We start from the raw sequence: 13307 nt of genomic DNA on the forward strand, positions 1-13307 counted from the left end.
TCATCGACGGGAGATTCTCATGACGGATACCCAGCCGGGCCGGGATGCCCAACTTCCCTCCTTTGATGGCGGCGACGTCGAGCTGATCGAGCGGCGCTGCCTGCACCAGGGTTTCTTCCGCCTGGACGAAGTGCATCTGCGACACCGGCGTTTCGAAGGCGGCTGGAGCGGCCGAGTGGTGCGTGAAGTGCATGAGCGCCACGCTGCGGTCGGCGTGCTGCTGTACGATGTGGAGCGCGACAGCGTGGCGCTGGTCGAGCAGATTCGGGCCGGCGCGCTGAACGATCGCGTCTCGCCGTGGAAACTCGAGATCGTCGCCGGCCTGGTCGAGGAAGGGAAAGCCCCGCCGAGGTGGCGCGCCGCGAGGCCGTGGAGGAAGCCGGCTGCGAAATCGACGCGCTGATCGAGCTGCACACCTACTATCCGAGCCCTGGCGCGTGCAGCGAGCAGGTCACGCTGTTCTGTGCGCTGGTGGACTGCAGCGAGCTGGGCGGCGTGTACGGGCTGGATGCGGAGCATGAGGATATCCGTGTTCACGTGCTACCGTTTAGCCGTGTCTGGGAACTCCTTCAGGAAGGTAGACTCGACAATGCCATGTGCCTGATCGCCATCTACTGGCTGGCAGGCCAACGCGCATCACTACGAGCAAGGAGCTAGCATGGCGAGACCTGCCTATGTGACCGATCTCAAGGGCCTGCAGGGCGAATGCAGTGCCAACTACTTGCGCCTGACCCGGCTGCTGGGCGAGATGAGCGCGGGCGACGTGCGCGAGCTGGAGCTGGTCGGCCGCCATGGGCGCTTCGGCATGCTGCGCCTGGAGGTGATCGAACAGGCGCCGTATACCACCATCGTGCGGGTCAGCCAGTCCGGGCTGATGGACGACCTCATCGAGCCGCCGCGCATGCGGGTGCATCTCTATCATGATGTGCGCATGGCGGAAGTGACCGACTTCCAGCGCGAGCGCCATTTCAGCGGCCGCTACCGTTATCCCAACGTGCGCATGTTCCAGCCCGACGAGAAGCTCCAGCTCAATCGCTTCCTCGGCGAATGGCTGGCCCACGGCCTGGCCCATGGCCATGCCATCGACCTGCCGGAACTGCCTTGATGCTGCGACTCATCCAGATCAGCGACTGCCACCTGCAGGCCGACCCCACGGCCCGCTCTCGCGCCGGCTTCCCGCTGCGCCAGCTCGAGGCGGTGGTCAGGGCGGTACAGGCGGAGCGTCCCGACCTGGTGCTGGTGACCGGCGATGTCAGCCAGGACGGCACCGCTGCCTCCTACGCGCTGGCACAGCAGGCGCTGTCGTCGCTGGGCTGCCCCTGGTTCTGGCTGGCCGGCAACCACGACGACCCGGCGCAGATGCGCGACCTGCGCGAGCTTCACGAGGCGATCGACCTGGGCGGGTGGCGGCTCCTGACGCTGGATACGGTGGTCAGCGGGCAAGCCTACGGCGAAGCCGGCGAGGAGCGGCTCGCCGCCCTGGCCGAGCGCCTGGCCGAGGACGAGCGGCCCACCCTGCTGGCCATGCACCATCCCCCTGGCCCTCGGCTCGGCCTGGCTCGACCAGATCGGGCTGCAGGACCAGGAGCGGCTGTGGCAGATACTTGCCGCCTTTCCCCAGCTCAAGATCGTCCTGTTCGGCCACGCGCACCAGGCGTTTGCGCACAGGCGGGCGAGCGAGCACGGCGAGATCTGCGTCTACGGCTGCCCGTCGACCACCGACCAGTTCCTGGCGGGGTCGACGGACTTTGCCGTGGACGAGGCGTCGCGGCCCGGCTACCGCATCCTCGACTTCCACGGTGCTCGCTGGACGACCTGGGTGGAGCGCGTCGATCTCTAGTTTTAATTTCAAATTGTTCTAAAAAGATAGGCAATCATTCTTTTACGTTATTATTCGCCCAGCGTTACCCTGTCTCGCATGATTCCCTCCGCCCACCGTCATGCGAGGTATCCGGGCCGATGACCAGTCTTCAAGCACCCGCCCGAGATCAGGCGCCGCCGGCCGCCGAGGCGACCCTGACGCCCCAGCGGCTGACCCATCTCCAGCAGTTGGAAGCCGAGTCGATCCATATCATCCGCGAGGTGGCGGCCGAGTTCCGCAATCCGGTGATGCTCTACTCGATCGGCAAGGACTCCTCGGTCATGCTGCACCTGGCGCGCAAGGCCTTCTACCCCGGGCCGCCGCCGTTTCCGCTGATGCACATCAACACCACCTGGAAGTTCCGCGAGATGATCGCCTTCCGCGACCAGATGGCCGGCGAAGTGGGCATGGAGCTGATCGAGCACATCAACGAGGAGGGGCGTGCCGCCGGCATCAACCCCTTCGACCACGGCTCGAGCGGCTACACCGATGTGATGAAGACCCAGGCGCTGAAGCAGGCGCTGGACAAGTACGGCTTTGATGCCGCCTTCGGTGGCGCCCGCCGCGACGAGGAGGCCAGCCGCGCCAAGGAGCGGGTGTTCTCGTTCCGCGACAGGTTCCACCGCTGGGACCCCAAGAGCCAGCGCCCGGAGCTGTGGAACCTCTACAACGCCCGGGTCAACAAGGGCGAGTCGATCCGCGCCTTCCCGCTCTCGAACTGGACCGAGCTGGACATCTGGCAGTACATCTACCTCGAGCAGATTCCCATCGTGCCGCTCTACTACGCCGCGCCGCGGCCGGTGGTGGAGCGCGACGGCATGCTGGTCATGGTCGACGACGAGCGCATGCCGCTGGCCCCCGGCGAGGTGCCGGAAGAGAAGTGGGTACGCTTCCGCACCCTGGGCTGCTACCCGCTGACCGGCGCGGTGGAGTCGAAGGCCGACACCCTGCCCGAGATCATTCAGGAGATGCTGCTGACCCGCACCAGCGAGCGCAGCGGCCGGGCCATCGACCATGACCAGGCGGGCTCGATGGAGAAGAAGAAGCGCGAGGGGTACTTCTGATGGCACACCAATCGACACTGATCGCCGACAACATCGAGCAGTACCTGCACGAGCACGAGAACAAGGACCTGCTGCGCTTCATCACCTGCGGCAGCGTCGACGACGGCAAGTCGACCCTGATCGGCCGGCTGCTGCACGACTCCAAGATGATCTTCGACGATCACCTGGCGGCGCTTACGCGGGACTCCAAGAAGAGCGGCACCACCGGCGATGCCGTGGACCTGGCGCTGCTGGTCGACGGCCTGCAGTCGGAGCGTGAGCAGGGCATCACCATCGACGTGGCCTACCGCTTCTTCTCCACCGACAAGCGCAAGTTCATCATCGCCGATACCCCGGGGCACGAGCAGTACACCCGCAACATGGCCACCGGCGCCTCCACCGCCAACCTGGCGATCATCCTGATCGACGCCCGCTACGGCGTGCAGACCCAGACCCGGCGCCACAGCTTCATCGCCGACCTGCTGGGCATCAAGCACCTGGTCATCGCGGTGAACAAGATGGATCTGGTGGGCTTCGACGAGGCGCGCTTCGACGAGATCGTCGCCGACTACCGGCGTTTCGCCGAGCAGCTCTCGGTCACGGATCTGCGCTTCGTGCCGATGTCGGCGCTGGAGGGCGACAACGTGGTCAACCGCAGCGACCGTACGCCCTGGTACCAGGTCGCAGGCGAACAGGGCCCGGCGCTGCTGGAGCTGCTGGAAAGCGTCGAGGTGAGCCGCGACCGCAACCTCACCGACCTGCGCTTCCCGGTGCAGTACGTCAACCGCCCCAACCTCGACTTCCGCGGCTATGCCGGCACCCTGGAAGCGGGTGTGCTGCGCCCGGGTCAGGCGATCAAGGCGCTGCCCTCGGGCAAGACCAGCCGGGTCGAGCGCGTGGTGACCTATGACGGCGACCTGCAGGCGGCCTGGCCGGGGCAGGCAGTCACCGTTACCCTGGAGGACGAGATCGACATCTCCCGCGGCGACTGGATCGTCGCCGAGGACGCCGAGGTCGCCCTGACCAACGCCTTCGATGCGGACATCGTCTGGATGCACGAGCAGCCGCTGACGCCGGGCCGGCAGTACGACATTCGTCTGGCCGGTCGCTCGGTGGCAGGGCGTGTGGAGGCCATTCGTCACCAGGTGGACGTCAACACCCTGGAGCGACATCCGGCCGACCGGCTCGAGCTCAATGCCATCGCTCGCTGCCGGGTCGAGCTGACCGCCGAGGTGCCGCTCGATACCTACGACCAGAGCCCGGGTACCGGCAGCTTCATCGTCATCGACCGCCTCTCCAACATCACCGTCGGCGCCGGCATGGTGCGCCACCTCGCCGAGGCGGGCGCGGCGGGGCGTGGCGAGGTCGACTGGGCGGCCTTCGAGCTCGACCTGAACGCCTTGGTGCGTAAGCACTTCCCCCACTGGGAGGCACGCGATCTACGCGACCTGCTGGCACGCTGAGTGGAGCCTCACGCCAGTTTGGGGTTGATCTCACGCTTCGTTCTTCCACACTAGGAGCATGACCCGGCCGTCGCGCCGGGTCATCAGTGCCAGGGAGGACACAGTGAGATGCTAGGACAAGGCCTGGCGGAAATGTTCAGACGCCTGCTGCGTGCCGTTGCCCGGCCGATGAAGCGGGATCGCGGGCGCGGTGGCTATGTGGTACACCCCTACCGCGGGTACGGGGCCCACGGCGAGGCCCTGCTGATGGGACGGGTGTTTCGCCAGTCGTCGCTCGGCGGTTGGGTGCCACGCTACGGCGTGCTGCGCGACCTGTCGGACGTGGCGCGGCGCATCGCGCGCCGCGGCATGCCCGAGGTCACCGTCGAGATCACCCTGGGCGACAACGTCACCACCGTTACCACCGACCGCGACGGCTACTTCGATGCGCACCTGCCGCTAGTGCACCCCCTGCCGCAGGATACCGCCTGGCATCATGCCGAGCTGCACGCCGTCATCCCCAATGCGCCGCCCATCTCCTCCTTCGTCGAGGTCTATGTGTCGCCGCCCGAGGCCGACCTGCTGGTGATCAGCGACATCGACGACACGGTGATGTACACCGGCGTGGCCAACAAGCTGCGCATGCTGCATCGGCTGTTCGTCAAGCAGGCACACCAGCGCATGGCCTTTCCCGGCGTGGCGGCGTTCTACCAGGCGCTGCATGCGGGTGAAAGCGGCCAGGCCAAGCGGCCGATCCTCTATGTCTCTCGCGGCCCCTGGAGCATTTACGAGATGCTTGAGGAGTTCTTTCAGCTCAATCGTATCCCCGTCGGCCCGATCCTGTTCCTGCGCGAATGGGGCATCTCCTGGCGCAAACCCTGGCCGCGCCGGGCCGAAGACCACAAGTACGACCTGATCCAGCAGATGCTGTCGATGCGCGACGACCTGCCGTGCGTGCTGATCGGCGACAGCGGGCAGCACGACCCCGAGGTCTATGCGCGCATCGTGCATGAATTCCCTGAGCGGATTCGCGCGGTCTACATTCGTCGCGTCGAACGCAAGCCCGAGCGCGAGCGCGCCATCAATGCCCTGCGTGAAGAGCTTCGCCACACCGGCTGCGAGCTGGTGCTGGCTGCCGACAGTGCGGCCATGGCGGAGCACGCCTTGCGCCAGGGGCTTATCGCCGAGAGCGGACTGGAAGCCGTGCGGCGCGAATCGGAAGCCTGACGTCCCGCCGCGACTCGCTGTTGCGGTGTTAGCGAAAGTTGTTGGTCGGTGACCATTTCTTGCGCTTTTGCACAATACCCTGCGCTCGATATGGCCGACGCGGCGGGCGTCGGAGCTAGCCTGTGCTGCAAGAGGTGACCGGCAATGACCACTATCGTATGGGATGGAACGACGCTCGCGACGGACTCGCTGATCAGTGTCAACGGCTCGACCTACAACCATGCCCAGAAGCTGTTTCGGCTCGACAACGGCGAGTGGGTCGCCTTTGCCGGCGAACAGCAGGAGTGGTGGGAAGTCCTGGAGTGGCTCAATGCCGGTGCGCCGCGCAACGACAAGCCCCATGTGTCGCGGGTCGAGATGATCATCGCCGGGCCCGACGGCGTCTTTGAGATGTTCAACAAGCTGGTGCGCATCCCGGTGAAGGGCCCCGTGGCCTACGGCACCGGCTGGAAGTGGGCGCTGGCCGCCATCGACCACGGCAGGAGCGCCGTCGAGGCGGTCGAATACGCCGCCACCCGCGACCACGATACCGGTGGGGAGGTGCAGTCGGTGGTGCCCTTGGTTCAGTCGGCGGCCGTGCCGTTCAAGACCCTGCTGCGTGAGGTAGAAGCGGCGCCGGCCGCGCTCTGAGCAGGGCTCGGCAGCATGAACCCGGCCTGGCAGGCCGGGTCCAAAGCGGGTAACGTGCCGTTTCGCCGACTGCCGGAGTGCCGCTTCATGATCGTGCTGCTGATCGCCTTCCTGCTGGCCATCTTCATCCTGCCCAACCTGTGGGCGAAGTGGGTGCTCGCACGCCATTCGAAGGGGCGCGACGACTACCCCGGCACCGGTGCCGAGCTGGCCGACCATCTGCTGCGTCGGTTGGGCATCGAGGGGTCAAGGTGGAGATGACCGAGCAGGGCGACCACTACGACCCGGAGGCGCGGCGGGTGCGCCTCTCTCGCGAGCACTACGAAGGCCGCTCGCTCACTGCAGTGACCGTGGCTGCCCACGAGGTCGGCCACGCCATCCAGCACCACGAGGGCTACGCGCCGCTGACCGCCCGGGCGCGCATGGTCGGTGTGGCCCAGCGCGCCGAGAAGTTGGGAGCGCTGCTGATGATGGCCGCCCCCTTCCTGTTCATCCTGACCCGCCTGCCGGGCGGCATGGCCGTGGTGATCGCCATGGCGGTGATCAGCTTCGGCACCGCGGCGCTGGTCCACCTGGTGACCCTGCCGGTGGAGTTCGACGCCAGCTTCAATCGCGCCCTGCCGCTGCTGCGCGAATATGTCCCCCTTACGACATGCCCGGCGCCCGCCACGTGCTCACCGCCTGCGCCTTCACTTATGTTGCCGCCTCGCTGGCCAGCATCCTCAATCTGGGGCGCTGGCTAGTGATTCTGCGCCGCTGATTTCCTGCCGGCAGGCACGGCTGAGCCAGGCGGCCTGCGGTCGAACGCCCTAGCGGCAGGCAACGCCTGGGCTAGCCTGGCTTGTTGGCCAGAACCACGGCGCGGCGCGGTGCCGGATAGCCCTCCCGGGTTCGCGTCGGGTCCTGCGGGTCGAGGAAGTCGGCCAGCGACTGGAAGGTCATCCACTCGGTAGAGCGCTGCTCCTCCAGGGTGGTGAACGCTTCGTCCACCACCCGCACGTTGATGAAGCCGCAGCGCTCGAGCCACTGGCACAGCGCCAGGGACGACGGCAGGAAGTAGACGTTGGGCATGGCGGCGTAGCGCTCGCCGGGCAGCAGCACCGTGGTGGCGTCGCCTTCCACCACCAGCGTCTCCAGCACCAGCTCACCGCCGGGGTGCAGGGCGTCCCTGAGCTGCAGCAGATGCTCCAGCGGGGAAGGGCGGTGGTAGAGCACGCCCATGGAGAACACCGTGTCGAAGAACTCGAGCCGTTCGGGCACGTCCTCGATGCCCACCGGCAGGAAGTGGGTGCGGCCGCCGTCGGCATCGCCGACGAAGTGGCGCAGCGCCTGGAACTGGTAATAGAAGCGCGGCGAGGGGTCGATCACCAGCACGAAGGTGGCACCGGCGCCGGCCATGCGCCAGGCGTGGTAGCCGCTGCCGCCGCCCACGTCGAGCACCCGCCTGCCGCGCAGGTCGGTGAGGTGCGGTGCCACCCGCCGCCACTTCCAGTCGGAGCGCCACTCGGTGTCGATGTGAATGTCGGCGAGCCGGTAGGGACCCTTGCGCCACGGTGCGAGCTTGCGCAGCAGGTTTTCGCACTGGCGCTGCCGGCTGTCGTCGAGGGGGCAATCCACCGTCACGGTATCGGCGTTTAGCTGGACGTCACGAGCCTCGGGCAGGTCGGGCAGCTTGGCCACCGCCTTCTCCCAGGCCGGCAGATCGCCATGACGCTTGCGGTCGAGGCCGCGGGCCAGCTGTTCCGGCAGGCGGGCGAGCCAGGAGTCCAGCCCCTGATCGATGAGGGCGCGATAGAGCGGGCGGTGTTCGGCAGGGATCGCCACCTCAGGCCTCCTTGAACGCGATCAGCGAGGCGAAGTTGAGGTACTGGAACCAGGTCAGCGAGCGCGGGAAGCCGGCCCGCGCCAGGCGTGCATGGTGGGCTTCCAGGGTGTCCGGCACCAGCACGTTCTCCAGCGCCGTGCGCTTCTGGCTGATCTCCAGCTCGCTGTAGCCGTTGGCGCGCTTGAAGTCGTGGTAGCGCTCCACCCGCCAGGCGTTGTCGCGTTCGTCGGGGTCGACCACCTTTTCCGAGAGCAGCAGTACGCCGCCCGGTTCCAGCGCGGCATAGAGTCGAGCGAGCAGGGCTTCGCGATCGTCGGGGGCAGGAACTGCAGGGTGAAGTTGAGGATCACCATGCCGGAGGGACGGTAGTCGAGGGAGCGAATATCGCCCTCGATCACCTCGATGGCGTGTTCAGGACACTCCGCGGCGAGGGTCTCGCGGGCACGCTCCACCATGGCCGGGGAGAGGTCCACCGCGGTCAGCCGGAAGGCGTCCGGCGGCAGCTGGCCAGCCAGGGCCAGGCTGGCGGCCCCCAGCGAGCAGCCCAGGTCGTAGACATGAGCGCCGTGGCGCAGGTGGCGGTCGGCGATCAGCCCCAGCATGCCGAGTATCTGGCCGTAGCCCGGCACCGAGCGGCGGATCATGTCGGGAAAGCAGGCCACCACCTGCTCGTCGAAGGAGAAGCGCGCCACCCGGTCGAGGGGTGTGGAAAAGATCGCGTCGCGATAAGATGCGTTACTCATGGGCAAACCGGTCACCTGGAACAGGCACGCATTCTACGCGTGCCGCCGGTCGGCTGCACGGATGAGACCGCCTGCACCTCGCAGCGTAAGCGTTGCGGCGGCATACGCCTGTAGATTTACAAGCAGAAACAGGTCTAGCCTGTGAGGCGATGGACACGCCGCCCGACCCCCGGCGGCCGCTCCGAGCAATGACGTCAAGGAGGATTGACATGAAGCACACCCCTATCGACCAGACTGCCACCTGGAAGCGGCTGGCCGAGCATGCGCGTGAAATGCAGGGAACCCACCTGCGCACGCTGTTCCTCGACCAGACCCGCGGGCGTGGCTTCACGCGCCAGGCGGCAGGGCTGACCCTCGACCTGTCCAAGCAGCGCTGGAGCGACGCCACGCTTGCGCTGCTGCTCGAGCTGGCGCAGCAAGCCGGGGTAAAGGAGGGCGTGCAGGCGCTGCTGAGCGGTGCTCATGTCAATGTCAGCGAAGACCGGCCCGCGCTGCACACGGCGCTGCGCCTGCCGCGGGAAGCGTCGCTGACGGTAGACGGTGAGGACGTGGTGCCCGGCGTGCATGCCACCTTGGATCGCATGGCCAGCATGGTGGAGCGCTTCCACAGCCGCCAGTGGCGAGGCGCCACTGGGCGTCCGATCCAGGATGTGGTCAATCTTGGCGTGGGCGGCTCCGACCTCGGCCCGCTGATGGTGACCCACGCGCTGGCCGACTGCCGCCCGCGTGATGCCCACCACGTGGATGTCCATTTCGCCTCGACCATGGATGGTTCCCAGCTTGCCGACTACCTCAACCGCTTCAATCCCGAAACCACCCTGTTCGTGATCTCGTCGAAGTCGTTCACCACCATCGATACGCTGTCGAACGCCCGCACCGCTCGTGACTGGCTGCTGGCGCGGCTGGTCTACGACGGAATCCAGGAGTCGATGAAGCCATGGTGATGCGCCAGCATTTCATCGGCGTTTCGGCCAAGCCCGACAAGATGTGCGAGTGGGGTATCGCCGAGGCCAACCAGCTGCTGTTCTGGGAGTGGGTAGGGGGCGCTACTCGCTGTGGGGGGCATCGGCCTGCCCATTGCGCTGGTGATCGGCATGGCGCACTTCCGCGAGCTGCTGGCGGGTGCCCACGCCATGGACCGCCACTTCGCCGAGGCGCCCCTCGGCGACAACCTGCCCGTGCTGCTGGCGCTGGCAGGGATCTGGAACGTCAATTTCCTCGACATCCGCGCCCATTCGATCCTGCCCTACGACGGCCGCCTGGAGCACTTCGCCGCCTATCTCGAGCAGTTGGAGATGGAGTCCAACGGCAAGTCGGCCACCCACGAGGGTCGCCTGGTCGACTACTCCACTTGCCCGGTGCTGTGGGGCCAGCTCGGCCCCAATGCCCAGCACGCCTTCTACCAGCTGCTGCACCAGGGCACTCAGCCGGTGGTATGCGATTTCATCGCGCCGCTGCGCCGCTATGATGACGTCGAAGACACGGCAACCCGCGATCATCTCAAGGGGCAGCACCGCCTCACGCTGGCCAACTGCTTCGCCCAGTCGCGCCTGCTGATGCTCGGCGACGACGCCATCGACGAGCCGGGCGAACGACCGGGGCACAAGCGCTACCGCGGCAACCAGCCCTCCACCACGCTGCTGCTCGATCGTCTCACTCCGGCCTCTCTGGGTGCCTTGATCGCCCTTTACGAGCACAAGGTGTTCGTGCAGGCCACTATCTGGGGCATCAACCCCTTCGACCAGTGGGGCGTGGAACTTGGCAAGCAGATCGCCGGGGAAACCGAGCGCATGCTGGCCGAGCGTGGCGGCCACGACGCCATGGACGCCTCCACCCGTGGTCTGATCGAGGCCGTGTGGCGGGCCGAAGAGGAAGGCCATGCCTGATGCGGGATCTGGGCTGGTAATGCATACAGTGCTTTCGGTATGCTAGGCGCCGCCTGGTCCACGCCGCGTGCCACCGGGGTGCTCTACCTGCACGGCTTCAACAGCGGCTATGGTTCGCCCAAGTCGGCGCTGATGCGGGCCGCCTGCGCCGAGTTGGCGCTGCCCTGCGAGACACCGCAGCTGCCGCATCGGCCGAAGGCGGCACTGGCCCTGGCCGAGGACCGCCTGGCCGGGCTGGGAGCGCAGCCGCTGGTGGTGGGCAGCTCCATGGGCGGTTTCCTGGCCACTTGCCTGGCAGAGCGCCACGGGCTCATGGCGGCCTTGATCAACCCGGCGGTGACGCCGGCGGCGCTGGTCGCGGAATGGATGGGCAAGGCGTTCCTGAACGAGCACACCGGCGAGCACTTCGTCATCGAAGCGGCGCATCGCGAGGAGCTCGAGGCGCTGACGCCGCGCAGCGTGTCGCCGTCGCGCTACCTGCTGCTGCTGGGCAGCGCCGACGCGACGCTCGACCCTGCCGATGCCTTTGCGCTCTACCAGGGCGCACGTACCGTCATTCACCCCGGTGGCGATCATGTCTTCACGGTGCTGGCCGACTACCTGCCGGCCATCCTGGCCCATGGCGGGCACAGTCTGCCCCGGCGGCCTGCCGCGCTGCCGTGAGCTGCTGGGTTCGCTCCCGGCCCGGCTCCCGGCAAGACCGGGCAGCGTACTAGCAGCACGACCGAACTCTGCAACGGCGACGGAACACGCATGACACAGTACAGTGCCAGCTCAATCGAAGTTCTCTCCGGTCTCGATCCGGTGCGCAAGCGCCCCGGCATGTACACCGACACCACCCGCCCCAACCACCTGGCTCAGGAAGTCATCGACAACAGCGTCGACGAGGCACTGGCCGGCCACGCCCGGGAAGTCAGCGTGCGTCTGCTGGAGGATGGCGGTATCGAAGTGGCCGACGACGGCCGCGGCATGCCGATCGACATCCACCCCGAGCACGGCGTCTCCGGGATCGAACTGATCCTCACCCGGCTGCATGCCGGCGGCAAGTTCTCCCAGTCCAGCTATCGCTTCTCCGGCGGCCTGCACGGCGTCGGCGTGTCGGTGGTGAACGCCCTGTCGCGGCGCCTGGAGGTCGAGGTGATGCGCGACGGCGCCCGCCATGCCATGGCCTTCGAGCACGGCGACAAGGTCTCGGAGCTGGCCGAGATCGGCAGCGTGGCCAAGCGCACCACCGGTACCCTGGTGCGCTTCTGGCCCGACGAGTCCTACTTCGACAGCCCGAAACTGGCCATGGGCCGACTCAAGCACCTGCTGCGGGCCAAGGCGGTGTTGTGCCCGGGGCTCAAGGTCACCCTGGTGGAGGTCGACGGCGCCGAGAGCGTGTGGCAGTACGAGGACGGCCTGCGCGACTACCTGGCCCAGGCCACTGACGGCTTCGAGGTGCTGCCGGCTTCGCCGCTGATCGGTCATTTTGCCGACGACGAGCAGGCGGTCGACTGGGCGGTGCAGTGGCTCCCCGAAGGCGGCGAGACGCTGATGGAGAGCTATGTCAACCTGATTCCCACCCCCAGGGGGCACTCACGTCAACGGGCTGCGCTCGGGCCTGCTCGAGGCGCTGCGCGAGTTCTGCGAATACCGCAACCTGCTGCCGCGGGGGTCAAGCTCACTGCCGAGGACCTGTGGGAGCGCGTCGCCTACGTGCTCTCGGTGAAGATGCTCGACCCGCAGTTCGCCGGCCAGACCAAGGAGCGTCTCTCCTCGCGCACGGTGGCGGCGTTCGTCTCCAGCGTGGTGAAGGACGCCTTCTCGCTGTGGCTGAATCACCACGTCGACCAGGCCGAGGCCCTGGCCGAACTGGTGATCAGCGCCGCCCAGCGGCGCCAGAAGAGCGCCAAGAAGGTGGCGCGCAAGAGGGTCACCGCTGGCCCCGCGCTGCCCGGCAAGCTGGCCGACTGTTCCGGTCAGGACCCGGCCCAGGGCGAGCTGTTCCTGGTCGAGGGTGACTCGGCCGGCGGCAGCGCCAAGCAGGCGCGCAACCGCGAGACCCAGGCGATCCTGCCGCTGCGCGGCAAGATCCTCAACACCTGGGAGGTCGACAGCCACGACATCTACGGCTCCCAGGAGGTCCACGACATCGCCGTGGCAGTGGGCATGGACCCGGGCAGCGACGACCTCAGTCAGCTGCGCTACCACAAGATCTGCATCCTCGCCGACGCCGACTCCGACGGCCTGCACATCGCCACGCTGCTGTGCGCGCTGTTCGTGCGCCACTTCCCGGCGCTGGTGGATGCCGGCCACGTCTACGTCGCCATGCCGCCGCTCTACCGCATCGACCTGGGCAAGGAGGTGCACTACGCCCTGGACGAGAGCGAGAAGGCGGCCATCCTGCGCCGCCTCGAGGGCAAGCGCGGCACCCCCAACGTGCAGCGCTTCAAGGGCCTCGGTGAGATGAGCCCGCTGCAGCTGCGCGAGACCACCATGGCGGTGGAGACCCGCCGCCTGGTACAGCTCACCCGCGAGGTCGGCGACGGCACCATGGAGATGATGGACATGCTGCTGGCCAAGAAGCGCGCCGCCGACCGCAAGAGCTGGCTGGAAGATTATGGCAACTTGGCGGACATCGAAGTCTGAATGAATGAGCCTTTCTGCG

8 protein-coding genes and 5 pseudogenes are annotated in these 13307 nt (G+C 67.2%); 11 read left to right on the forward strand and 2 right to left on the reverse strand.

All coding sequences use genetic code 11. The features are described from left to right. The first annotated feature begins 19 nt into the window (after nt 1-19). From ACUDAL_RS03050 to ACUDAL_RS03085, 8 genes and pseudogenes are all read left to right on the forward strand, one after another. Nucleotides 20-657 (forward strand): annotated as a pseudogene (locus tag ACUDAL_RS03050) (NUDIX domain-containing protein). A gap of 1 nt (nt 658) precedes the next feature. Beyond that, the gene (locus ACUDAL_RS03055) at nt 659-1105 is read left to right on the forward strand and encodes a DUF1249 domain-containing protein (RefSeq protein WP_444677105.1); all 447 of its coding nucleotides are present in this window, start codon (nt 659-661) and stop codon (nt 1103-1105) included. Next, nucleotides 1105-1485 (forward strand): annotated as a pseudogene (locus ACUDAL_RS03060) (metallophosphoesterase family protein); the annotation flags it as partial. The gene ACUDAL_RS03055 and the pseudogene ACUDAL_RS03060, both read left to right, overlap by 1 nt. 474 nt (nt 1486-1959) lie before the next feature. Then, nucleotides 1960-2925, forward strand: coding sequence for a sulfate adenylyltransferase subunit CysD (gene cysD / locus ACUDAL_RS03065; RefSeq protein WP_444679296.1), 966 nt, complete (start codon nt 1960-1962; stop codon nt 2923-2925). Continuing rightward, the gene (cysN, locus tag ACUDAL_RS03070; RefSeq protein WP_444677106.1) at nt 2925-4367 is read left to right on the forward strand and encodes a sulfate adenylyltransferase subunit CysN; all 1443 of its coding nucleotides are present in this window, start codon (nt 2925-2927) and stop codon (nt 4365-4367) included. Before cysD ends, cysN begins: the two co-directional genes overlap by 1 nt. Nucleotides 4368-4475: 108 nt before the next feature. After that, nucleotides 4476-5573 carry an App1 family protein gene (locus ACUDAL_RS03075; protein ID WP_444677107.1) on the forward strand — a complete coding sequence of 366 codons (1098 nt, stop codon included), beginning with the start codon at nt 4476-4478 and terminating at the stop codon, nt 5571-5573. Between the two features lie 144 nt (nt 5574-5717). After that, nucleotides 5718-6203: a 20S proteasome subunit A/B gene (locus tag ACUDAL_RS03080; protein WP_444677108.1), complete on the forward strand. Its 486-nt coding sequence runs from the start codon at nt 5718-5720 to the stop codon at nt 6201-6203. An 87-nt stretch (nt 6204-6290) separates the two neighbouring features. Continuing rightward, a pseudogene (locus ACUDAL_RS03085) lies at nt 6291-6963 on the forward strand (zinc metallopeptidase). Between the two features lie 71 nt (nt 6964-7034). Here ACUDAL_RS03085 and cmoB read toward each other — a convergent pair. Continuing rightward, nucleotides 7035-8027, reverse strand: coding sequence for a tRNA 5-methoxyuridine(34)/uridine 5-oxyacetic acid(34) synthase CmoB (gene cmoB, locus ACUDAL_RS03090; RefSeq protein ID WP_444677109.1), 993 nt, complete (start codon nt 8025-8027; stop codon nt 7035-7037). A 1-nt stretch (nt 8028) separates the two neighbouring features. Continuing rightward, nucleotides 8029-8771: pseudogene (gene cmoA, locus ACUDAL_RS03095) on the reverse strand (carboxy-S-adenosyl-L-methionine synthase CmoA). 272 nt (nt 8772-9043) lie between these two features. On the opposite strand from cmoA, the pseudogene pgi reads away from it, so the two are divergent. From pgi to parE, 3 genes and pseudogenes are all read left to right on the forward strand, one after another. Beyond that, a pseudogene (gene pgi, locus ACUDAL_RS03100) lies at nt 9044-10657 on the forward strand (glucose-6-phosphate isomerase). A 39-nt stretch (nt 10658-10696) separates the two neighbouring features. Beyond that, complete coding sequence (locus ACUDAL_RS03105) at nt 10697-11320, forward strand: YqiA/YcfP family alpha/beta fold hydrolase (RefSeq protein WP_444677110.1); 624 nt, start codon at nt 10697-10699, stop codon at nt 11318-11320. 90 nt (nt 11321-11410) lie between these two features. After that, complete coding sequence (gene parE, locus ACUDAL_RS03110; RefSeq protein ID WP_444677111.1) at nt 11411-13288, forward strand: DNA topoisomerase IV subunit B; 1878 nt, start codon at nt 11411-11413, stop codon at nt 13286-13288. The last annotated feature ends 19 nt before the right edge of the window (nt 13289-13307 follow it).

The sequence above is a fragment of the Halomonas sp. E19 genome, from assembly GCF_052439355.1.
Classification (GTDB): Bacteria; Pseudomonadota; Gammaproteobacteria; order Pseudomonadales; family Halomonadaceae; genus Halomonas.

Bases quoted from the DNA above. Each gene is read 5' to 3' on its own strand.
- cysN (WP_444677106.1), top strand. From the start codon at position 2,925: ATGGCACACCAATCGACACTGATCGCCGACAACATCGAGCAGTACCTG.
- parE (WP_444677111.1), top strand. From the start codon at position 11,411: ATGACACAGTACAGTGCCAGCTCAATCGAAGTTCTCTCCGGTCTCGAT.
- ACUDAL_RS03075 (WP_444677107.1), top strand. From the start codon at position 4,476: ATGCTAGGACAAGGCCTGGCGGAAATGTTCAGACGCCTGCTGCGTGCC.
- ACUDAL_RS03055 (WP_444677105.1), top strand. From the start codon at position 659: ATGGCGAGACCTGCCTATGTGACCGATCTCAAGGGCCTGCAGGGCGAA.
- ACUDAL_RS03080 (WP_444677108.1), top strand. From the start codon at position 5,718: ATGACCACTATCGTATGGGATGGAACGACGCTCGCGACGGACTCGCTG.
- ACUDAL_RS03105 (WP_444677110.1), top strand. From the start codon at position 10,697: ATGCTAGGCGCCGCCTGGTCCACGCCGCGTGCCACCGGGGTGCTCTAC.
- cysD (WP_444679296.1), top strand. From the start codon at position 1,960: ATGACCAGTCTTCAAGCACCCGCCCGAGATCAGGCGCCGCCGGCCGCC.